This is a genomic window from Streptomyces roseifaciens, assembly GCF_001445655.1.
Lineage (GTDB): Bacteria > Actinomycetota > Actinomycetes > Streptomycetales > Streptomycetaceae > Streptomyces > Streptomyces aureoversilis.
This window is the reverse complement of sequence record NZ_LNBE01000002.1, coordinates 1,067,744-1,092,887: the sequence shown is the minus strand read 5'-3', so window position 1 is coordinate 1,092,887 and position 25,144 is coordinate 1,067,744. Positions and strand designations below refer to the sequence as shown.

The following is a 25,144-nucleotide window of genomic DNA, read 5'->3' as shown; positions in this document are numbered from 1 at the left end:
ATGCCCATCACGCCTGCTGCTGCCGGCTGCGTCGGCCGCTGGACTCTACGGGGAGAGCATGTTCGATTCTCGGGACGCCCGTCTTCCTTTGTCGGCTGCCCAGTCCGGCATCTGGTACGCCCAGCAGTTGGCCCCGGAGAACCCGACCTACATTCTCGGGGAATACCTGGAAATCCACGGCCCGGTGGACGCCCGCCTGCTTGAGGAATCGTGCCGGCGGGCCTTCACGGAAGCAGAAGCGCTCCGGGTCCGTTTCGTCACCGACACCGGCGGGCAGCCCTGGCAGTCCGTCACCCCGCTGGCCGACCTGGCCGTACCGCTCATCGACGTCAGCGCGGATCCGGATCCGCGCCGGGCCGCCCTGACGTGGATGGAAGCCGACCTGGCGCGGCCGCTCGACCTCGCATCCGTCCCGCTCTTCACGTGTGCCCTGTTCAAAGCGGCGCCGGACAGGTTCTTCTGGTACCAGCGCGTCCACCACATCGTCATGGACGGCTTCTCGGCGGCGCTCGTCATCCGGCGGATCTGCGACATCTACACCTCGATGTCGCGCGGCCTGCCGGTCGACGAGGAGACCTTCGGCCCCTTGCGTCTCCTCCTGGACGAGGAACGCTCTTACCGCGCCTCCGAACAGTTCACCCAGGACCGTGCGTACTGGACCGGGCGTTTCGCCGACCTGCCGGAGCCGGCGAGCCTCGCCGGACGGTCTGCCGCGACGTCCCACAGCGTGCGGCGGGTGACGGCTCAGCTGCCCCTCTCCGGCATGGAACGCCTGCGGACAGTGGCCCGTGGCGCCCGGACGACCTGGCCTTCGGTCGTCGTCGCCGCCACGGCGGCCTATCTGCACCGCATGACAGGCGCGCAGGACGTGACGGTCGGCCTCGGTGTCACCGGCCGCGACACGACGCGCTCCCAGGAAATACCGGGAATGGTGTCGAACGTACTGCCGCTGCGGCTGTCGGTGCGACCGGAAACGGTCTTCTCCGACCTCGTCCGGCAGGCGTCGCACGAGGTCTTCTCCGTACTCCGGCACCAGCGCTACCGGTACGAGGACCTGCGCCGGGACCTGGGCCTGTTCCGCGACGACCGGAAACTCTTCGGGCCGGTCGTCAACATCATGCCCTTCGACTACGACCTCCGCTTCGGCGACTCCCGTGCGACGTCCCACACCCTTTCGGCCGGCCAGGTCGAAGACCTCTCGATCACCGTCTACCAGCGGGCGAAGGAACAAGGACCGCGGATCGACTTCGACGCCAACCCCGCACTGTACGAAGACGATGGACTCGCAGCCCACCACCGACGCTTCCTGCGCATCCTGGAAGCCGATGCCGATCGGCCGGTCGGCGCGATGGAACTCCTCTCGCCGCAGGAGCACCGTCTGCTCGCAGCATGGAACGACACTGCGGACACGACACCCGCAGCCGGCAGCACGAGCACGAGCACCAGCACCAGCACCAGCACCAGCACCGTTCAACGCCGGTTCGCCGAGCAGGCGGCCCGTACGCCGCAGGCGATCGCCGTCCGCTCGGACGGCGAAGAGCTGACCTACCGGGAATTGGACGCGCGGGCCAACCGGCTGGCACACCGGCTGATCGGCATGGGGGTGGGATCCGAAACCCGGGTGGCCTTCCTGCTCCAGCGCTCCGTCGACCTGGTGGTGTCCATCCTGGCGGTGCTGAAAGCGGGCGGCGTCTATGTGCCGCTGCACCACAGCCACCCGGCCGCGCGGAAACAGGCCGTCATGGCCGGGACCGACGCCCGGGTACTGCTCATCGACCGGGCCGCACAGACCGCCCAGGGCCAGGAATTCCCGCACGGTGCCGCCCAGGTCATCGTCGTGGACGCGGAACAGCCCCTCGCCGACGAGAACGACGGCGATCCCGCCGTGGACGGCCACCCTGAGCAGCTGGCGTACATCATGTACACCTCCGGGTCGCTCGGTGCGGCAAAGGGCGTGGCCGTGACCCACCGGGACGTGCTGAGCCTGGCATCCGACCGGTGCTGGAGCGGCGGCGACCACGAGCGGGTGCTGCTGCATTCCCCGCAGGCTTTCGACGCGTCGACGTACGAGCTGTGGGTTCCTCTGCTCAACGGCGGCCAGGTCGTCGTGGCGCCGCCGGGTGAGCTCGACACCCGGGTTCTCGCGCGCCTCGTCTCCGGCGGGGGCATCACGGGCCTGTGGCTGACCTCGGGCCTCTTCCAGGTCATGGCGGAGGAGTGCCCCGGCAGCTTCGCCGGCGTGCGGGCGGTGTGGACGGGAGGCGACGTCGTCCCGGCCACAGCGGTCCAGCGGGTGCTGGATCACTGCCCGCGGACCGCGGTCGTCAACGGTTACGGCCCCACCGAGACCACCACCTTCGCCGCGCACCACGTGATGCGGGCTCCGGACCGCGTGCCCCGCAGCGTGCCCATCGGCCGCGCCATGGACGGCATGCGGCTGTACGTGCTCGACAGCGGCCTGCAACAACTTCCGGTCGGCGTGGCGGGTGAGCTCTACATCGCGGGGGCCGGGCTGGCGCGCGGCTACTCCGGCCGGCCGGGCCCGACCGCCGAGCGGTTCGTCGCCGACCCCTTCGGCCCGGCCGCGTCCCGCATGTACCGCACGGGCGATCTCGTGCGGAGGCGTTCCGACGGGTCCCTCGATTTCCTGGGCCGGGCCGACGACCAGGTGAAGATCCGAGGATTCCGGATCGAGCCGGGTGAGGTCGAAGCCGTGCTGTCCGAGCACCCCGGCCTCGCCCAGGCCGCCGTCGTCGCCCATGAGCACCGGCCGGGGGACACCCGTCTCGTCGCCTACGCGGTGCCGGTGAAGGCGGCCGGACCTGCGAGCGAGGAAGCGAGCGAGGAGCCGGCGGAGACACGAACCGAGACACGGACCGACACGCAGGCCGCGGCAAAGGCCGACGCGAAGGCCGGCGCACATGCCGAAGCACAGCAGGTCGGCGAATGGGAGTCGATCTACGACTCGCTCTACGAGGACGCCGCCGCGCACCAGGCCGGGTCGAACTTCGCGGGGTGGAACAGCAGCTACGACGGTCAGCCCATTCCGCTGGCCGAGATGCAGGAATGGCGTGCCGCCACGATCGAGCGCATCCTGTCGCTACGGCCCCGCAGGGTGCTGGAGATCGGCGTCGGCACCGGGCTGCTCCTGGGACCGGTGGCCCCGCAGTGCGAGGAGTACTGGGCGACCGACTTCTCCGCCTCGGCCATCGAGGCGCTACGGGCACAGGTCGACCGTGACCCCGGGCCGGCCGGGCGGGTGACGCTGCGGCACCAGCCGGCGCATGTCTTCGACGGCCTGCCGGCCGGTTTCTTCGACACCGTGATCATCAATTCGGTCGTGCAGTACTTCCCCAGCTCCCGCTATCTGGTCGAGGTGCTGCGGAAGGCGACGGAACTGGTGGTCCCCGGCGGGGCCGTGTTCGTCGGCGACGTCCGCAACCTTCGCCTCCAGCGGTGCTTCCACACCGCCGTTCAACTGCACTCCCCCGACCCCTCGAAGGATGCGGCCCGCGTCCGCCGAGCGGTGGAGCAGAACGTGGCGCGGGACAAGGAACTGCTCGTCGCCCCGGAGTTCTTCACGGCACTGCAGCACGCGGTCGCCGGTGTCGACGGCGTCGATCTGCGCGTCAAACGCGGCCGGCACCACAACGAGCTGACCCGGCACCGCTATGACGTCGTACTCCACAAACAGCCCAAGGCTCCCCACACGCTGAGCGAGGCGCCCCGCCTGCACTGGGGACAGGACGTCGACGGGCAACGGGGGCTGCAGGAACTGCGCGAGCATCTGTCCGCCCGGCGCCCCGGCCGGCTGCGGCTCGTGGGAGTCCCCAACGCCCGCCTGTCCGGTGAACTCGCCGCGATGCGCCTGCTGGACGACGGCAGCGAGATCGACGTGCCCCTGCATCAACTCGCCGATGCCGAGGGGAAGGGCCCCGACGCCCACCCCGGCCCCGTCCCCTGCCCCGACCCCGACCCCGAAGCCTTCCACGAACTCGGTGCAGAACTCGGCTACTGGGTCGCCGTGACGTGGTCGGGCACAGACAGCCACGGCACCCTCGACGTCGTCTTCCTCGACGCCGAACACGCCACGTCGGCGACGCCCGTGGACACGTACGTGCCCACCACCACCGAGCACAGGGAACTCTCGGCCTACACCAACGACCCCGACGCCGGCCGGCGGTCCGCCGCCCTGGTCACCGCCCTGCGCTCGTACCTGCGGGACCGGCTCCCGGACTACATGCAACCGGCCGCCGTCGTCATGCTCGACGGCCTGCCGCTGACCACCAACGGCAAGCTCGACCGCGCGGCCCTGCCTGCACCGGACTTCGGCGCGGCGTCGACCGGCCGCGCACCGCGCACCGCCCAGGAGGAGCGCCTGTGCGGACTGTTCGCGGACGTCCTCGGCCTGTCCGCCGTCGGCGTCGACGACAGCTTCTTCGACCTCGGCGGGCATTCCCTGCTGGCCACCCGGCTGGCCGGCAGGGTCAGGTCGGAGCTGGGCATCGAGCTCCCGGTCCGCCTGCTCTTCGAGGCGCCGACCGTCGCGGGCCTCGCCGAGCGGCTCGGCACGACGCGTCCGGCCCGGCCGGCGCTGCGCCCGGTGGCCCGCCCGGAAGAGATCCCGCTGTCCTTCGCCCAGCGCCGGCTGTGGTTCCTGCACCGGCTGGAGGGCCCCGGCGCGACGTACAACGTTCCGCTGGCGGTCCGCCTGTCGGGCGTCGTGGACCACGACGCGCTCGCGGCGGCGCTGGCCGACGTGGTCGGCCGGCACGAGAGCCTGCGCACCACGTTCCCCGAGGACTCCGGGCGGCCGCGCCAGCTCGTCCTCGACGCGGCGGACGCCTCTCCGGTGCTGGAGGTCTCCGAGGCCGGGGCGGCCGACGAGGCGAAGCTGGCGGAGAAGGTGGCCGAGGCGGTCCGGTACGAGTTCGACCTGGCCACCGAGCAGCCGTTGCGCGCCTCGCTGTTCACCCGCGGCCCGCGGGAACACGTGCTGGTGCTCGTACTGCACCACATCGCGGGTGACGGGTGGTCGCTGGCGCCGTTGGCCAGGGACCTGGGCACCGCCTACCGCGCGCGGGTCACGGGCACCGATCCCGCGTGGTCGCCGCTGCCGGTCCAGTACGCCGACTACACGCTCTGGCAGCGCGAGCTGCTCGGCGACGAAGGGGGCGCACAAGAGGGCGGGGAGGGGACGGAAGGGGGCGAGGGAAGCCTGGCGGCGCAGCAGCTCGCGTACTGGCGGAACGCCCTCGCGGGCCTCCCCGACCACCTGGAGCTGCCCGGCGACCGCCCGCGCCCGGCAGTGGCCGGCCACCGAGGCGCCGACCGGACCTTCACGCTGAGTGCGGAGCTGCACCGGGGACTCGTCGACCTCGCGAAGCAGCACCGGGCGAGCGTGTTCATGGTCGCCCAGGCGGCGCTGGCGGCCCTGCTCACCCGGCTGGGCGCGGGCACGGACATACCGATCGGCTCCCCGATCGCCGGGCGCACGGACGAGAGTCTGGACGACCTCGTCGGCTTCTTCGTCAACACGCTGGTGCTGCGCACCGACACCTCCGGCAACCCGAGCTTCCGGACGCTGCTGGAGCAGGTCCGGGAGACCGACCTGGCCGCCTACGCCCACCAGGACCTGCCGTTCGAACGACTGGTGGAGGACCTCCGGCCCGCTCGTTCGCTGGCCTATCACCCGCTGTTCCAGGTCGCGCTGGCCTTCCACAACACCTCCGAGCCCGACCTGGACCTGCCGGGCCTGCGGGCCGAGGCCGAGGGCGTGCGGACCGGCACCACCAAGTTCGACCTCACCGTCGAGCTCACCGAGCGCCGGGAGGCCGGGAGCGGTGCCGCCGGCGGCATGGACGGCCTCGTCGAGTACAGCACCGACCTGTTCGACGCCGCCTCCGTACGGACCCTGATCAGCAGGTACCGGCGGCTGCTGGAAGCCGTCGTGGCCGACCCCGACCAGCCGATCGGCCGGATCGACATCCTCGGCCAGGAGGAGCGCGAGCACCTGCTGGTGAAGTGGAACGAAACCGCACGGCCCGTACCGGAGTCCGATCTGCCCACGCTGTTCGAGGCACGGGCCGCGCTCAGCCCCGGGGCCCCCGCCGTGGTGTCCGAGGACGCCGGGCCTGACCGCGCCGGGCCTGACCGCACTGAGCCGAACCGCACCGGGTCTGCCCACGCCGAGCTGACCTACCACGAGCTCAACGCCCGGGCGAACCGGCTCGCGCACTTCCTGATCGCGCGGGGTGCCGGCCCCGAACGCGTCGTGGCCGTTTCCCTGCCGCGTTCGGCGGAGCTGGTCGTGGCGCTGCTGGCGGTGCTCAAGACCGGCGCGGCCTACCTCCCCCTCGATCCGGCCCAGCCCGCCGAGCGGACCGCGTTCATGCTCGACGACGCGCGGCCGGTGACCGTACTGACCACCGCCGAGGGCGGGCCCGTACTGCCGCCGCACACGCCCCGGACGGTGCTGGACGAGCTCGACGCGGCCGGCGCCCTGGACACCTGCCCGAGCACCGACCCCGACCGGACGGACCGGCTCACCCCGCTCCACCCGGCCTACGTCATCTACACCTCCGGTTCCACGGGCCGGCCGAAGGGCGTTGCGGTCCCGCACACCGCGATCGTGAACCGCCTCCACTGGATGCAGGACGAATACCGCCTCGACGCCACCGACCGCGTCCTGCAGAAGACGCCCTTCACCTTCGACGTCTCCGTCTGGGAGTTCTTCTGGCCCCTGATCGAGGGCGCGACGCTGGTCGTCGCGAAGCCCGAGGGCCACAAGGACCCCGCCCACCTCGCCGGCCTGATCCGCACCGAACAGGTGACCACGGTCCATTTCGTACCGTCGATGCTGCACGCCTTCCTGGAAACACCGGCGGCGAAGGACTGCCGGACGCTGCGCCAGGTGTTCTGCAGCGGCGAAGCACTGCCGGCCGAACTGATCACACGGTTCCAAAGCACGTCGGACGCGCGGCTGTACAACCTCTACGGGCCGACCGAGGCCGCCGTCGACGTCACGGCCTGGGCATGCCCTCGGGACTTCACCGGACCCGTGTCGATCGGTACGCCGATCTCGAACACGCGCGTCCACGTGCTGGACGACGCCCTGCAGCTCGCACCGCAGGGCGTCGTGGGCGAGCTGTACCTGGCTGGACGGGGGCTGGCCCGCGGGTACGTGAACCGGCCCGGAATGACGGCCCTGCGGTTCGTGCCCGATCCTTTCGGCCCGCCGGGCTCGCGCATGTACCGCACGGGAGACCTGGCACGCCGCCGTCCGGACGGAACGCTGGAGTTCCTGGGCCGGGCGGACGACCAGGTGAAGGTCCGGGGCTTCCGCATCGAACCCGGCGAGATCGAGGCGGCGCTGGCACGCCACCCCGGCGTGGCCCGCGCCGCAGTGACGCTCAGGGAGGACGGCCCGTCGGGGCAGTGGCTCGTGGCGTACGTGGTGCCTGCCGCGCCCGCCGCCGGTGCCGCCGCAGCCGGCACAGGACTGCGGGAAGTGGATGCCGCGGGGCTGCGAGAACACGTGCAGGGCCTGCTGCCGGACCACATGGTCCCGGCTGCCTTCGTGGTGCTGGACGAGCTGCCCTTGCTGCCCAACGGAAAGCTGGACCGCGCGGCCCTCCCCGCACCCCATGTCACTCCAGCCCCCGGAGGACGGCCGCCGCGTACGCCCCGGGAGAGGATCCTGTCCGGCCTCTTCGCCGAGCTGCTGGGCGTGGCCGAGGTCGGTGCCGAGGACGGCTTCTTCGCACTGGGCGGGGACAGCATCGTCTCCATTCAGCTGGTGTCCCGGGCACGCGAAGCGGGCCTGGTCATCAGCCCTCGCGACGTGTTCCTGCACCAGACGGCAGCAGCTCTGGCCGCGGTTGCCGTCGACGAGAACGGAGTGGACGCCGAGCCCGGTCCGCCGCTGCTCTCGCTGACGCCGGACCAGCGCGACCGGCTGGCGGAGGCCTGGGGTGACGGCCCGTCGGCGCTGCAGGAGGTTCTCCCGCTCTCGCCCCTTCAAGAGGGCTTGCTCTTCCACACGCTGTTCGATCAGCAGACACCGGACGTGTACACCGTTCAGCTGGTCTTCGACCTCCAGGGGCGTCTCGACGCCGAAGCGCTGCGGGCGGCGGTGGCGGCGCTGCTGCGCCGGCACCCGAATCTGCGGGCGGGGTTCCTGCAACAGGATGCCGGTCAGCCCCTGCAGGTGATCCCGCACGAGGTGGAGTTGCCGTGGCGTGAGGTGGACCTGAGCAGCAGCGGCGACGGCCAGGAGCAGGAGGAGAAGCAGGAGGAGGAGCTGGCTCGGCTGGTGGACGAGGACCGGGCCCGGCGTTTCGATCCGGCGCGCCCACCTTTGTTGCGCTTCACGCTGATCCGGCGCGCTCCCGAGCAGCATTCCCTGGTGTTCCTGAGCCACCACCTCCTGATCGACGGGTGGTCGCTGCCGAACCTCGTCCAAGAGCTGTTCGCTCTGTACTCGCGGCGCGGGAACGACGCCGGCCTGCCGCCCGTCGTGCCGTACCGGAACTACCTGGCCTGGCTGGCGGGACAGGACCGGGGCGCGGCCGGGGAAGCCTGGCGGGAGGCGCTGGCGGGGGTGGAGGAGCCGACGTTGCTGGCCCCGGCCGGTGCCGGCGGTACGGTGACGCCGCCCGAGGAGGTGGTGTGGGAGCTGCCGGAGGAGCTGACCTCGGCGCTGGCGGGTGTGGCGCGTGGTCACGGACTGACGCTCAACACCGTGGTCCAGGGAGTCTGGGGAGCCCTGCTGGGGCGCGCGCTGAACCGGCACGACGTGGTCTTCGGAGCCACCGTCTCGGGTCGTACTCCGGAGATCCCGGGCGTCGAGGACATGGTGGGGCTGTTCATCAACACCCTGCCCGTACGCGTGCGCTGGGGCGCGTCCGAGTCGTGGTCGGACATGCTGGCGCGGCTCCAGGACGAACAGTCGAAGCTGCTGGAGCACCAGCATCTGGGGCTGGCGGAGATCCAGCACGTGACGGGGATGCGCGAGCTGTTCGACACCACCACGGTGTTCGAGAACTATCCCCTCGACACGGACGCCGTCCAGGCGGCCCTGGCGGACGTGCAGGTGACGGGTCTGACCGCCCACGACGCCACGCACTACCCGCTGACCCTCATCGCGTTCCCGGGCAGGAGCCTGCGGTTCTCGCTCGGCTACCGGCCGGATCTGTTCACGCCGGACGCGGCCGAGGAGATCGCGGCACGCCTCAACCGGCTGTTCGAGGCGGTGGCCGCCGACCCCGGACGGCCCATCGGGCAGGCCGACGTGCTGACCGCCGGGGAACGGCACCGGCTGCTGGTGGAGTGGAACAGCAGGGAACAAGCGGTGCCGCCGCCGGCGAGCAGCCTGCCGGAACTGCTGCAGGCGCAGGTCGCCCGCACGCCGGGAAAGGCTGCCGTGATCTTCCGGGACACCGCGGTGTCCTATGCGGAACTCAACGCACGGGCCAACCGGCTGGCGCGGGAGCTGGTCCGGCGGGGGATCGGCCCCGAGCAGGTCGTCGCCCTCCTCCTGCCCAGGTCGGTCGAGCTGCTGGTGGCCGTCCTCGCGGTGCTCAAGGCGGGAGCGGCATACCTGCCGCTCGATCCGGAACACCCGGCCGAGCGCATCTCCTTCATCCTGGACGACGCCGAGGCGGCGCTGGTACTGACGGCCTCCAAGGTGAAGGCCGGAGGTCCGGCGGGGGCTGTCGGTTCTGCGGCGGCTGGTGGTTCTGCGGGGACCGTGCCGCGCATGATGCTCGACCAACAGGACACCAGGGCTGTCGTCGACGGCTTGCCCGACGCCGACCTGTCCGACGCCGACCGGATCCGCCCCCTCTCGCCGCACCACCTGGCCTACGTGATCTACACGTCGGGTTCCACCGGCAGGCCCAAGGGCGTCGGCATGCCGTGTCATGGGCTGGTGAACCTGCTGGCCTGGCAGAAGACGGCCATGCCGACCGGCGAAGGCGCAGGCGAGGGTGAAAGCAAGGGCGAGGAAGGTCGTACGGCACAGTTCACGACGATCAGCTTCGACGTATCGGTGCAGGAGATCCTCGGGGCTCTGACGTCCGGTCGCACACTGGTGGTCACCACCGACGAGGTCCGCCGTGACGCCGATGAGCTCGTCCGCTGGCTGGAGCAGCACGAGATCAGTGAGTTGTTCGCCCCGAACCTGGTCGTGGACGCGGTGTGCACGGCAGCGGTCGAGCAGGGTCGGCGGCTTCCGGCGCTGCGGCACATCGCGCAGGCCGGGGAAGCACTGGCCCTGACGGATGCAGTGCGTCAGTTCTTCAGCGAGGGCACCCGGCTGCTGCACAACCACTACGGTCCCACTGAAACGCATGTCGCGACCGCGTACCACCTGCCGGAGCGCACCTCGGAGTGGCCGTCGGCGGCGCCGATCGGTGCCCCGATCCCCCATGCGCGGGTGTACGTGCTGGACGGCGGTCTGCGGCTGGTTCCGCCGGGTGTGGTGGGTGAGTTGTACGTAGCCGGAGCCGGGGTGGCACGGGGGTACGTGAACCGCCCCGGTATGACGGCTGAGCGGTTCGTGGCGGATCCGTTCGGCCCGGCCGGCTCGCGGATGTACCGCACCGGGGACCTGGTCCGCTGGACCCCCGAAGGCGAGCTGGCCTTCCTCGGCCGGGCCGACGACCAGGTGAAGGTCCGCGGCTACCGGATCGAGCTCGGCGAGATCGAAGCCGCCCTCTCCCACCACCCCGAACTCGTGCAGGCGGTCGTCGTCGCCCAGGATCGGCAGCCCTCGGGCAAGCGCCTCGTGGCGTACGTGGTACCGGTGGCCGGGTCCACCGTGGACTTCGCAGGCTTGCGGGACTTCGCCGGGCGTACAGCACTGCCGGACTACATGATCCCGGCCGTGTTCGTCCTCCTGGACGAGCTGCCCTTGCTGCCGAACGGAAAGCTGGACCGGGCAGCGTTGCCGGCCCCCGGGGCCGGTGCAGCGCCGACTTCGCGTGCTCCGCGCACGCCCCAGGAAGAACTCCTCTGCAGCCTTTTCGCCCAGGTGCTCGACGTACCCGAAGTCGGCGCCGAGGACGACTTCTTCGAGCTGGGCGGACACTCGCTCCTCGCCACCCGTCTGATCAGCCGGATCCGCTCGGCATGGGGTGTCGAGCTGTCCGTCCGCGCGCTCTTCGACGCCCCCACCGTCGCGGGCCTCGCCGAGCAGCTCTCCGGGCACTCGCGCACACGCGTCCCGTTGCGCGCGACGGCACGGCCGGAGGAAGTCCCGCTGTCCTTCGCGCAGCGTCGGCTGTGGTTCCTCAACCAGCTGGAAGGCCCGAGCCCGACGTACAACCTCCCTCTGTTCGTGCGCCTGTCCGGCGCAGCGGACGCGGACGTCCTGGAGGCGGCTCTGGGCGACGTCCTCCACCGGCATGAGAGCCTGCGAACGGTGTTCCCGGAGGCACAGGGCGTGCCGCGGCAGCATGTCGTCGCCACCCTGCCGCGTCCCGTCCTCGAAGTCGTGCGGACCGGCGAGGCGGACCTGGCCGCGGTCCTGAGGGCGGCGGCCCGCCACCCCTTCGACCTCGCCGCGGAGCTGCCGGTCCGGGCCTGGCTCTTCACCCTGGGCGCTCGGGACCATGTGCTGGCGCTCGTGGTGCACCACATCGCGGCCGACGGCTGGTCGCTGGCGCCGCTGGCGCGTGACCTCGGCGTGGCATACGCCGCGCGCTCTCAGGGCGAGGCGCCGTCCTGGCCGCCGCTGCCGGTGCAGTACACCGACTACACGCTCTGGCAGCAGGACGTGCTCGGCAGCGAGAACGACCCGGACAGCCTGATCTCCCGGCAGCTGGCCTACTGGCGCAGCGCCCTGGACGGGCTGCCCGACCAGCTCGGTCTGCCCACCGATCGCCCTCGGCCCGCCGTCGCCGGCTACCGCGGGGAGTCGGTCGCGTTCCGGATCGAGCCGGAGCTGCACCGCGCCCTGGTCTCCCTCGCTCACGGCAACCAGGTCAGCCTGTTCATGGTGCTGCAAGCCGCGGTCGCCGCCCTGCTGACGCGCCTGGGCGCGGGAACGGACATCCCCCTCGGCAGCCCGATCGCCGGTCGCACGGACGAGGCGCTGGACGAGTTGGTCGGCTTCTTCGTCAACACGCTGGTGCTGCGCACCGACACCTCCGGCAACCCGAGCTTCCGGACGCTGCTGGAGCGGGTCCGGGAGACCGACCTGGCTGCGTACGCCCATCAGGACGTGCCGTTCGAACGGCTGGTGGAGCTGCTCAATCCGGACCGGTCGCTCGCCCGCCACCCGCTGTTCCAGGTGATGCTGGCCTTCCAGAACACCCCGGAGGCCGGCCCCGAGCTCGCCGGGCTCGACTGCGCCCTCGAGCCCGTCGAGGCCGGCGTCGCCAAGCTGGACCTGACCATCAACGTACGGGAAACCAGGTCGGGCGACGGCCGCCCGGACGGCCTCGAAGGCAGCATCGACTACAGCACCGACCTGTTCGACCGGTGCACGATCGAGCCGATGGTGACGCGGCTGCGCCTGCTGCTGGAGGCGGTCACCGCGCATCCCGAGCAGCCGCTGGACCGGGTCGACGTGCTGACCGCGGAGGAGCGGCACCGGCTGCTGGTGGAGTGGAACGCCACCGACCGGGACGTCCCCGCCACCACGCTCCCCGAGCTGTTCGAGGCTCAGGCGGCCCGGACACCGGACGCGACGGCGGTGGTGTTCCAGGACGTCGAACTGTCCTACGCAGAGCTCAACGCCCGGGCCAACCAGCTGGCTCGGTATCTCGTCGGCCGGGGGGCGGGACCGGAAGCCCTGATCGGCCTCGCCGTGCCCCGCTCGGCCGAGATGATGGTGGCCCTGCTGGGGGTGCTCAAGGCCGGAGCCGCCTACCTCCCCGTGGATCCGGGATACCCGGCCGACCGGATCACGTTCATGCTGTCCGATGCCCGCCCTGTGATGTGGCTGACGACGCGTGCGGCCGCCGACGGCCTGCCCCGGACGGAGACACCGCTGATCGTGGTCGACCTGCCCGCGACGAGCGCGGACATCGGCCGCCGGGCAACGGGGGACCTCGGCACTGCGGAATGTGAGGCGGAACGCCGGGCGGACGGCGACAGGGCCGGTGCGGACCATCCGGCGTACGTCATCTACACCTCGGGCTCCACCGGCCGGCCGAAGGGAACGGTGGTCTCCCACCGCAGTGCCGGGAACCTGGTGCGCTGGGCCGTGACGGAGTTCGGCTCCGGGCAGCTGTCCCGGGTGCTCGCCTCGACGTCGCTGAGCTTCGACGTCTCCGTCTTCGAGATGTTCGGGCCGCTGACGTCCGGCGGAACCATCGAGATCGTGCGCGACGTGCTTGCCCTGACCGAGCGCCCCGGGGACCGCGGCTGGGCCGGCAGCTTGGTCAGCACGGTGCCGTCGGCCTTGTCGCAGCTCCTCGCCAACGACGTGAAGATCACGGCCGATACGGTGGTCCTGGCGGGCGAAGCACTCCCGGCCCGCGCCGTTCGTGACGTCCGCACGGCCCTCCCGGGCTGCCGCGTCGCGAACATCTACGGCCCCACGGAGGCCACCGTCTACGCGACGGCCTGGTACGCGGGCGACGACCCGGACGCCACACCGCTGATCGGCGCTCCGATCTCCAATGTGCGGGCGTACGTGCTGGACGGCGGTCTGCGGCTGGTGCCTCCGGGCGTGGTGGGCGAGCTGTATCTGGCCGGGGCCGGGGTGGCGAGGGGATACGTGAATCGCCCCGGACTGACGGCTGAGCGGTTCGTGGCGGATCCGTTCGGCCCGGCAGGCTCGCGGATGTACCGCACCGGGGACCTGGTCCGCTGGACCCCCGAAGGCGAGCTGGCCTTCCTCGGCCGGGCCGACGACCAGGTGAAGGTCCGCGGCTACCGGATCGAGCTCGGCGAGATCGAGACCGTCCTCTCCCGCCACCCCGATCTGCTGCGGGCCGTCGTCGTCGCCCAGGAGCACGAGCCTTCCGGGAAGCGCCTCGTAGCGTATGTGGTGCCGGTGACCGGGGCCACCGTGGACGTCGCAGCCTTGCGGGGCTTTGTGCGGAGCGCGCTGCCGGACTACATGGTCCCCGCGGTGTTCGTACTCCTCGACGAGCTGCCCCTGCTGCCGAACGGGAAACTGAACCGGGCAGCGTTGCCGGCACCCGGCCTCTCCGCGGTGCCGAGGAGCCGGGCCCCGCGCACGTCCCGGGAAGAACTGCTCTGCAACCTCTTCGCCCAAGTGCTGGACGCCTCCGAGGTGGGCGCCGAGGACAACTTCTTCGAGCTGGGCGGCGACAGCATCATGTCCATCCAGCTCGTCTCCAGGGCCCGTGCCGCCGGGCTGGCCATGAGCACCAAGGACGTCTTCCGGCACCAGACCCCTGCCGGGCTCGCGGGCGTCGTCGCCGCGAGCGAGGAGCACGGACACCCTTCGGATCTCGGTGTCGGCCGGATACCGGCCACACCGATCATGCACTGGCTGCGGGAGCAGGAGCAGCAGGGGCTCGCTCTCGACCGGTTCGGCCAGATGGTTCTGCTGGCCACTCCCCCGGGCCTGACCGGGCAGCAGCTGACCGGCGCCGTGCAAGCCGTCATCGATCACCACGATGCCCTGCGGAGTCGCTTGGAACGGTCGGCCGACGGTGAGTGGTCGCTGTACAGCAGCCCTCGTGGCTGTGTGATCGCAGCGGACCTGATCCGGTGGGTCGACGTCAGTGATCAGGACGAGCGCGCACTGGCCGGTGGGTCGGTCGCGGACGAGGCCCGTCAAGCGCGCGGTCGGCTGCGGCCCGGCGACGGGGTGATGGTGCAGGCGGTGTGGTTCGATGCCGGACCTGCCCGCCCGGGCCGGCTGCTGTTGGTGCTCCACCACTTGGTGGTGGACGGAGTGTCCTGGCGCATTCTGCTGCCGGACCTGGCTTCCGCCGCCGCAGCGATCGCAGCGGACCGCGTCGTGGACCTGGCTCCCGTACCGACGTCGTTCCGCCGGTGGGCCGAGCTGCTCGTGGAGCAGGCTCAGGAGCCGAAGCGCGTCGCCGAGGCGGCGTGGTGGGAACAGGTCCTCCATGATCCGGGTGTGCTGCCGGCCGGTCGGCTGCGTACGCAGGAGCGGTCCACGCGGTCCTTGGTGGTCACGGTTCCTCCGGGACGCGCAGTGTCCTTGCTGTCTGATGTGCCGGTTGCGTTCCACTCCAACGTCAACGACGTCCTGTTGACGGCTCTGGCCGTCGCGGTCCTGGTCTGGCATCAGCGCCGCGGAAAGGCCGGGGCGGAGCTGCTGGTCGATGTGGAAGGGCATGGCCGGGACGAGTTCGTTCCCGGTGTGGACGCGTCGCGCACGGTGGGCTGGTTCACCAGCCTGTTCCCCGTACGGGTCGACCTGCACGGCATCGACCTCGATCAGGTGCTGGCCGGGGAACAAGCCGCCGGTCAGGCACTCAAAGCAGTCAAGGAGCAGCTTCGGGCGGTCCCGGACCACGGCATCGGATACGGGCTCGCCCGCCACCTCAACCCGGACACGCGGAAACGGCTGTCACACCTGGCCGCTCCACAGGTGGGATTCAACTACCTGGGACGATTCTCCGCGGCGGACACCGGTGAGTGGGGCGTGGCCGAGGAAGCCGACGCCCTCTTCGACCCGGATGACGCCACGCTGCCGCCGGTCCATCACCTCGAAGTCAATGCCCTCGCCACGGACCGTGCCGAGGGGCCCGAGCTGGTGGTCTCCTGGACGTGGAACGAGCAGGCGCTGTCGGAGAAGGATCTGCACGAGCTCACGGACCTGTGGTCTCAGGCGCTGGACGCCTTCATCACCCACGCCGGCCGGCCCGGAGCCGGCGGCTGGACGCCCTCGGACCTCCCGCTGGTTTCGCTGGACCAGGCCGAGATCGACGCGCTGGAAGCGGAGTGGGGAGTACAGGAATGAGGAAGCCGGGTCTTCAGGACGTCCTTCCGCTCTCGCCGCTGCAGGAGGGGCTGCTCTTTCACGCGGTCTACGATGCCCGCACGCCTGATACGTACGCGGTTCAAGTGGCCCTCGACCTCGAAGGTGCACTGGATACCGGTGTTCTGCGTGCGGCTGCCGAAGGGCTGCTCCGCCGGCACGCGAACCTGCGGGCTGCCTTTCTCCAGCGCGGGGAAGGCCGTCCGGTGCAGGTGATCCCGCGTGAGGTGGTGCTGCCCTGGCGTGATGTGGACCTGAGCGACAGCAGCGATCAGGAGCAGGAGCTGGCCCGGCTGCTCGCCGAGGACCGCGCCCGACGCTTCGACCCTGCACGCCCCCCACTGCTCCGCTTCACCCTCATCCGCACCGGCCCCGAACAACACCGCTTGGTGTTCACCCACCACCACCTTCTCCTCGACGGCTGGTCACTCCCCATCCTCATGAGTGAACTCTTCACCCTCTACGCCCACAAGGGAGCCGACACCGCACTCCCACCCCCCGTCCCCTACCGCAACTACCTCACCTGGCTCGCAGCCCAGGACCGCGACGCAGCCGAGAAAGCCTGGCAGGAAGCGCTGACCGGCGTGGAAGAGCCCACGCTGCTTGCCGTGACCCATCGCAACGACCACTCCTCGGTGGCTCCGGAAGTGCTGCGCGTCGCACTGCCGGAAGAGTCGACGTCGGCGTTGGCGATGATGGCGCGCGGCCGCGGGCTGACGCTCAACACCGTGGTCCAGGGCGTCTGGGGAGTCCTGCTGGGGCGTCTGCTCGGCCGGAACGACGTGGTCTTCGGCGGTGTCGTCTCCGGTCGTGGGCCGGAGGTTGCGGATGTCGAGCACATGGTGGGGCTGTTCATCAACACGGTGCCGGTCCGGGTGCGATGGGGTCGGACCGAGTCGTGGGCGGACATGCTGGCCCGGTTGCAGGACGAGCAGTCGGGCCTGATGGAGCACCGGCATCTGGGGCTGACCGGGATCCAGCAGCTGATGGGGATGCGGGAGCTGTTCGACACCACGACCGTTTTCGAGAACTACCCCATGGATGCCTCGGCTCTGGAGAAGCTCGGCTCCGGTCTGCGGGTACGGAACGTCGACGCGAGCGACGGCACCCACTACCCGCTCAGCCTCGCGGTGATCCCCGGGCGCAGTCTGCACCTGCGCCTGAAATACCGGCCGGATCTGGTGGAACGGGACGCGGTCGAGGCGATTGCGGCGCGGCTCCGCCTGCTCCTGGAATCCGTCGTCGCCGATCCCGGGCGCCTCGTCGGGCAGAGCGACATCCTGACCGCCGGGGAACGCCATCGGCTGCTGGTGGAGTGGAACGACACGGCGCACCCCGTACCGTCGGCGAGCCTGCCGGAGTTGTTTCAGGAGCAGGCGGCCCGTACGCCCGAGCGTCCGGCCGTGCGTTTCGAGGACACGGCTCTGTCGTATGCGGAGCTCAACGCCCGGGCGAATCGGCTCGCTCACCACTTGATCGCGCGGGGAGTCGGACCGGAGGACGTCGTGGCGGTGGTGCTGCCGCGTTCGGTCGAGCTTCTGGTGGCACTGCTCGGTGTGCTCAAGGCGGGGGCGGCATATCTGCCGGTGGATCCGGCGTACCCGTCCGAACGTCTGGCGCTCGTGCTCGGTGACATTCGACCTGCGGTGGTCCTGGACGCCGCTGGAATGACCGACGACATGAGCCGGTACCCGGACGCGGATCCCGGCGACGCCGACCGTGTCGCCCCGCTTTCGCCGGCCAACCCGGCCTATGTCATCCACACCTCCGGATCCACCGGCGTCCCCAAGGGCGTTGCGGTGGAGCACCGGTCGCTGACGGACTATCTGGTCTGGGCCCGCGAGGCCTATCCGAGTGCGCGCGGAACAGTGCTCCTGCACTCCTCGGCGGCCTTCGACATGACTGTGACGGCCCTCTTCGTACCTCTGCTGGTCGGCGGCTGCATTCACCTCGCAGCGCTCGAGGAGGGCTCGCTTCCCCGAGAGGGACTGGTGGGGGCCCGGCCCACGTTCTTCAAGGGCACGCCGAGCCATCTGGCCCTGCTCAACGCCTTGCCCGAGGAGTTCTCCCCCACCGAGGAACTGCTGCTCGCCGGTGAGGCGCTGCTGGGCGAGCCGCTTGCGGAGTGGCGTCGCCGGCATCCGTCGGTGACGGTGTTCAACGTCTACGGTCCGACCGAGACCACGGTCAGCTGTGCCCAGTACCGGATCGCCCCCGGTGCCGCCCTGCCGCCGGGAGGCGTGCCCATCGGCCGCCCGATCGGGAATACGCGGGTGTATGTGCTGGACGGTGGCCTGCGGTTGGTACCGCCGGGTGTGGTGGGCGAGCTGTACGTGGCCGGGGCGGGGATGGCGCGGGCGTATGTGAATCGCCCCGGTATGACGGCTGGGCGGTTCGTGGCGGATCCGTTCGGCCCGGCCGGCTCGCGGATGTACCGCACCGGGGACCTGGTCCGCTGGAGCCCCGAAGGCGAACTGGTCTTTACGGGCCGTGCCGACGACCAGGTGAAGGTCCGCGGCTACCGGATCGAACCGGGTGAGATCGAAGCCGCCCTCTGCCGTCACCCCGACGTAGCGCGCGCGGTCGTCGTCGCCGAGGAGCACAAGCCCTCCGGGAAGCGCCTCGTAGCGTATGTGGTGCCGGTGCCCGGGGCCACCGTGGATGTCGCAGCGTTGCGGGGCTTTGTGCGGAGCGCGCTGCCGGACTACATGGTCCCCGCGGTGTTCGTACTCCTCGACGAGCTGCCCTTGCTGCCGAACGGAAAGCTGGACCGGGCGGCATTGCCCGCACCCGTGGCCGGTGCAGCGCCGGCCACGCGTGCTCCGCGCACGCCCCAGGAAGAACTCCTCTGCGGCCTCTTCGCCCAAGTGCTGGACGCCCCCGAGGTGGGCGCCGAGGACAACTTCTTCGAGCTGGGCGGCGACAGCATCATGTCCATCCAGCTCGTGTCCAAGGCCCGGGCCGCAGGCCTGGTCTTCTCCCTCCGCGACGTGTTCATGCAGAAGACTCCTGCGGCTCTGGCCCTGGCCGTGGCTGCTGCGGCGGACGGGAAGAGCGAGCTCGTCAGTGAAGGGCCCGATGCCGGCATCGGCCGACTGCCGCTGACGCCGATCATGCACCGGCTGCGGGAACGCGGGGGTTCGCTCGATCAGTTCCACCAGACGGTGCTCCTGACTGTTCCCGCTGATCTCGGCATGGCTCGCCTCACCGCGGCGGTGCAGGCCGTACTGGATCACCACGACGTGCTGCGGATGAGGCTGATCAGGCATCCGGACAGCGAGTGGCAGCTGGAGATCGCCCCACGTGCCACGATCACGGCGAGCTCCTGCATCCGCCGTGCGGACGTGACAGGGCTTGACAGGACGGGCCTGCGCGCGGCGATCGCTGCAGATGGCGCTGCCGCGGTGCGGCGGTTGGCTCCCGGCGACGGGGCGATGATCCAGGTGGTGTGGTTCGATGCCGGGTCCGCTCGTCCGGGCCGGCTGCTGTTGGTACTGCACCACTTGGTGGTGGACGGAGTGTCCTGGCGCATTCTGCTGCCGGACCTGGCTTCCGCCGCCGCAGCGATCGCAGCGGACCGCGTCGTGGACCTGGCTCCCGTACCGACGTCGTTCCGCCGGTGGGCCGAGCTGCTCGTGGAACAGGCTCAGGAGCCGAAGCGCGTCGCCGAGGCTGCATGGTGGGAACAGGTTCTCGACGGTCCGAGCGCAATGCTGGCCAGTCGGCCGCCCCAGGAGAACGACACGACGCGGTCCTTCGTCATGACGATTCCTCCGGCACGAGCAGCATCGTTGCTGGCGGACGTGCCGGTTGCCTTCCACTCCAACGTCAACGACGTCCTGTTGACGGCTCTGGCAGTAGCGGTGCTGGCCCGGCATCAGCAGCGAGGAAGGCCGGGGGCGGAGCTGCTGGTCGACCTGGAGGCACACGGCCGGGACGAGTTCGTTCCCGGTGTGGACGCGTCGCGCACGGTGGGCTGGTTCACCAGCCTGTTCCCCGTACGGGTCGACCTCCATGGCATCGACCTCGGCCAGGTGCTGGCCGGGAAACAAGCCGCCGGTCAGGCACTCAAAGCAGTCAAGGAACAGCTTCGGGCGGTCCCGGACCACGGCATCGGATACGGGCTCGCCCGCCACCTCAACCCGGACACGCGGAAACGGCTGTCACACCTGGCCACTCCACAGGTGGGATTCAACTACCTGGGACGCATCTCCACGGCGGACACCGGGCGGTGGACCGTAGCGGAGGAAGCCGACGCCCTCTTCGACCCGGCCGGCACCGACCTGCCGGGGCCGGCGCACCACCTCGACGTCAACGTCCTCGCCAGGGACGGCGCCCAGGGACCCGAGCTCGTGGCCTCCTGGACATGGAACGGACAGGCTCTGTCCGAGACGGACGTCCATGAACTCTCGGACCTGTGGTCCCGGGCACTGGACGCACTCATCACCCACACCCGCCGACCCGGAGCGGGCGGCTGGACGCCGTCGGACCTCCCGCTCGTCTCGCTGACACAGAGCCGGCTCGATCGTCTCGTCGAGTCCCGGGCGGAGGGGGCGGGCCTTGAGGAGATCCTGCCGCTGTCGCCGCTGCAGGAGGGCCTGCTCTTCCACACGGCATTTGATGCACAGGCACCCGATGTCTACGCCGTCCAGCTGATCCTCGGTCTCCAAGGACGGCTCGACGTGACGGCGCTGCAGGCCGCGGCGGCGGCGTTGTTGCGTCGGCACGCGAACCTACGGGCGGGCTTCTGGCAGGAGGATGGGGAACACCCCGTGCAGGTGATTCCACGTGAGGTGGTGCTGCCCTGGCGTGAGGTGGACCTGAGCGACAACAGCGATCAGGAGCAGGAGCTGGCCCGGCTGCTCGCCGAGGACCGCGCCCGACGCTTCGATCCTGCACACCCCCCACTGCTCCGCTTCACCCTCATCCGCACCGGCCCCACGCAACACCGCTTGGTATTCACCCACCACCACCTGCTTCTCGACGGCTGGTCGCTCCCCATCCTCATGAGCGAACTCTTCACCCTCTACACCCACGACGGAGCCGACACCGCCCTCCCACCCGCCATCCCCTACCGCAACTACCTCACCTGGCTCACAGCACAGGACCACGACGCAGCCAAGAAAGCCTGGCAGGAAGCACTGATCGGCCTGGAAGAGCCCACGCTGCTGGCTACGGCCGGCTCGGCCGGCGGAGCAGTCCTGCCCGCCGAGGTGACGGGTGAGCTGTCGGAGACGCTGACCGCGGCATTGATGACTTGGGCTCGCCGGCACGAGTTGACGCCCAACACCGTCGTCCAGGGCGTCTGGGGAGTCCTGCTGGGGCGCCTGCTCGACCGGCGCGACGTGGTCTTCGGCGCCACGGTCTCCGGCCGCCCGCCGGAGGTCGCCGGTGTCGAGGACATGGTGGGTCTGTTCATCAACACCTTGCCCGTACGCGTGCGCTGGGACGAATCCGAGTCGTGGGCGGAGCTGCTGACCCGGCTCCAGGAAGAACAGTCGGCGCTGCTGGAGCACCAGCATCTGGGCCTGGCCGAGATCCAGCAGCTGGCCGGTGCGCGCACGCTGTTCGACACGACCACCGTGTTCGAGAGCTATCCGGTCGACAGCGGGGCGCTGGAGAAGTCCGGTCCTGCCTTGCGGCTGGTGGACATCGAAGCCGCCGACGGAACCCACTACCCCCTCAGCCTCGCCGTGATTCCCGGTCGCGGTCTGCGGCTGCGCCTGCAGTACCGGCCGGATGCGGTGGAGCGGGATGCGGCCGAGACCCTCGTGACACGGCTGCGGCTGCTGCTGGAGGCAGTGGTCACGCACCCCGGGCAGGCCATCGGGCACGTCGATCTACTGACTGCCGAGGAGCGGCTCCGTCTCCTGCCGAAGCGCGGCAATGCCCGAGCACGGCCCTCGGCGGAGCCCGATTCGAGCGGCTTGCTCCCCGCCCTGTTCGAGGCTCAAGCGCAACAGTCGCCCGCGGCCGCCGCCGTCCTGCACGAAGGCGTGGAGATCTCGTACGCGGAGCTGAATGCGCGGGCGAATCAGCTCGCTCGCGTGCTGGTCCGGTGCGGTGTCGGTCCTGAGCGGGTGGTGGCCGTGGCGCTGCCCCGGTCGGTGCATATGGTGACCGGCCTGCTGGCGGTACTCAAGGCGGGCGGCGTGTATCTGCCCGTGGATCCGGAGTATCCGGCGGAGCGGATCGCGTTCATGCTGGCCGATGCCCGGCCCGCCTGCGTCCTCTCCGATGCCGCGACTGCAGCGGTCCTGCCGGACCCGGGCGAGGTGCCCTCCGTACTCGTCGACCGGCTCGACCTCGACCGGGAGGACGCTCGTGACCTCACCGACGCGGACCGGCCGGGGCCGTTGTCCCCGGATCAGCTGGCCTATGTGATCTACACGTCGGGTTCAACGGGTCGCCCGAAGGGCGTCATGATGCCGGGCGGCGCGCTGGGGAACCTGCTGGCCTGGCATGCCGCGGCGGTGCCGGCCGGGCCTGGCGTACGGGTCGCCCAGTTCACCGCGATCAGCTTCGACGTGTCGGTCCAGGAGATCCTGTCGACGCTGGTGTCCGGCGCGTGCCTGGTGGTTCCTCCCGAGGACGTCCGCCGTGACGCGGCGGCCTTCGTGGCGTGGTTGCGGCGGCACGAGGTCGGCAAGCTGTTCGCACCGAGCCTGGTGATCGAGGCGCTGTGCGAGGCGGCTGCCGAGAGCGGAGAGCCCTTGCCCGCGTTGACGGACGTGGCGCAGGCCGGTGAGGCGCTGCGGTTGAGCGAGCCGGTCCGCCGGTTCCACCGGGGTGTACGGCGCCGGTTGCACAACCACTACGGGCCGGCCGAGACACACGTGGTGACCGCGTTCACCCTGCCGGGAGAGGAAGCGGACTGGCCGGCCGCGGCGCCGATCGGCCGACCGGTCCTCAACACCGGGGTGTACGTGCTGGACTCCGGCCTGCGGCTGGCGCCACCGGGCGTGGTCGGGGAGCTGTACCTGGCAGGCGCGCAACTGGCTCGTGGCTATCTGCAGCGCCCGGGGTTGACCGCCGGGCGGTTCGTGGCCGATCCGTTCGGCGGCCCGGGGACGCGGATGTACCGCACCGGGGACCTGGTGCGATGGAACGCCGCCGGGCACCTGGAGTACATCGGCCGAGCGGACCGGCAGGTCAAGGTCCGCGGGTTCCGCATCGAGCCCGGCGAGATCGAGGCGGCCCTCGCCCGGCACGAGGACGTCGGTCAGGCCGCCGTGCTGGCCAGGGAGGACCGGCCGGGCGACACGCGCCTGGTGGCTTACGTGGTGCCCGGGCCGGGACGGCAGGTGCGGCCTTCCGAGCTGCGTCGGCACCTGGCGGCACTTCTGCCGGATCACATGGTTCCTGCCGTCGTGATCGGGCTCGGCGCCCTGCCTCTGACCCCCAACGGGAAGCTGGACCGGGACGCCTTGCCGGCGCCTGAGACGGGCGCGCCGTCCGCCGGCGGGGTCCCCAGGAACTCCCGGGAGGAGGTCCTGGCCGGCCTGTTCGCCGAGGTGCTGCGATTGCCGTCGGTGGGGATCGACGACGACTTCTTCGCGCTGGGCGGGCACTCGCTCCTCGCCACCCGCCTGATCAACCGGATCCGCTCGGTACGGGGCGTCGAGCTGCCGGTCCGGGCCCTTTTCGAGGCGCCCACCGTCGCCGGACTGGCAGCGGTCGTCGACGCCGCCGAGAAGCCCTCTTCCGGCTCCGGCACCGACCCGGCGGACGGCATCGACTTCCGCGCCGAAGCGGTGCTCGATCCGGCGATCACGGCCGAGGGCTGCCGGCCCGCCGACCCCCGGGTGAACAGCGCTCCCCGGCACATCCTCCTCACCGGCGCCACCGGGTTCCTCGGCTCCTTCCTCCTCCGCGAGCTGCTGGACCGGACGGAAGCCCATGTGTGGTGTCCGGTGCGAGCGGCGGACGACGAAGAGGCCGGTGAGCGGCTGCGAGCCGGCCTGGCTGCGTACGGGCTCTGGGACGAGGCCCTGCGCGGGCGCATCGTCGCCGTGGCAGGAGACCTGGAGAAGCCGCTGCTGGGCCTGACCGAGGAGCGGTTCGCCCTGCTGGCGGACCGGATCGAGGTCATTTACCACAATGGCGCGCGGGTGAACATCGTCGACTCGTACGCAAGGCTGAAGGCCGCCAACGTCCTGGGTACCCGCGAAGTCATACGCCTGGCCGCCACCGAGCGCGTCAAACCGCTGCACTACATTTCCAGTTCGGCTGCCGCGGTGGGGCGGGACCGGACTCCGGACGTCGTCCGGGAAAGCCGTCGCGTTGCGCCGGATTCCGTGGCGGCGAACGGGTACGTCGCCACCAAGTGGGTGGCCGAGGAACTGGTGCGAGCAGCCCGGGAGCGGGGTGTCCCCACCGTCATCTACCGGCCGAGCCGGGTCAGCGGGCACACCGGCACGGGTGCCTGTACGACGGGGGACGCGCTGTGGACGATGGTCCGGGCCGTCATCGAGTTGCGTGCCGCGCCCGACCGGACCGTACGGGAAGGGATGCGGTTCGATGTCGACCTCGTGCCGGTCGACCATGTGGCCAGGGCGATCGTGCACCTCGGCCGGCAGCCGGAGTCGGAGGGCAAGGTCTTTCACGTGACCAATCCGGAGCCGCTGGGCTTCGACGCGTTGATCGACTGCCTTCGGCGGCTCGGCTACGACGTGGCGAGCCTGCCCTACGAGGAGTGGAAGCACGTACTCCTCGGCGCCGCCGACGGAAAGGCTTCGCTGGCCCCCGCCGCGCTGCTGGCACAGGGGCTGCAGGTCGGGGTCGCCAGCCCGCGCTACGACCGGTGCAACACGGAGCACGGTCTCGCGGGCTCAGGGATCACGTGTCCCGTCGTCGGCGACGACCTGGTCGCGAAGTACGTCGAGTACTTCGTCGGCACGGGGTTCTTTCCCGAACCGACGGCCGGAGGAGAAGGCGAAACGTTGCAACGTTGCACGCGAGGAAGGACAGGACATGACCAATCCATTCGATGACGACAACGGGCGTTTCCACGTGCTCGTCAACGACGAGGGCCAGCACTCGCTGTGGCCGGTCTTCGCGACCGTCCCCGAGGGGTGGTCCGTCGCCCTGGAGGACCAGGACCGGGCGACCTGCCTCGAGTACGTGGAGCAGCACTGGACCGACATGCGGCCCAGGAGCCTCGTCGAGGCGATGAACGCGGCGCCCCGGAAGGGCCCCGCCGCCTGA

3 protein-coding genes are annotated in these 25,144 nt (G+C 70.8%); all 3 read left to right on the top strand.

Going from position 1 to position 25,144, the window contains the following annotated elements; all coding sequences use genetic code 11:
* The first annotated feature begins 58 nt into the window (after positions 1-58).
* The 3 genes from AS857_RS06080 to AS857_RS06070 are packed head-to-tail and all read left to right on the top strand — an operon-like array spanning position 59 to position 25,144.
* Positions 59-15,919, top strand: coding sequence for a non-ribosomal peptide synthetase (locus AS857_RS06080; protein WP_160330192.1), 15,861 nt, complete (start codon positions 59-61; stop codon positions 15,917-15,919).
* Positions 15,916-24,930, top strand: a complete 9,015-nt coding sequence (locus AS857_RS06075) for a non-ribosomal peptide synthetase (protein WP_058042040.1) — start codon at positions 15,916-15,918, stop codon at positions 24,928-24,930. Before AS857_RS06080 ends, AS857_RS06075 begins: the two co-directional genes overlap by 4 nt.
* Positions 24,911-25,144 (top strand): MbtH family protein, encoded by a 234-nt coding sequence (locus AS857_RS06070; RefSeq protein ID WP_058042039.1) that lies wholly within the window; start codon positions 24,911-24,913, stop codon positions 25,142-25,144. Before AS857_RS06075 ends, AS857_RS06070 begins: the two co-directional genes overlap by 20 nt.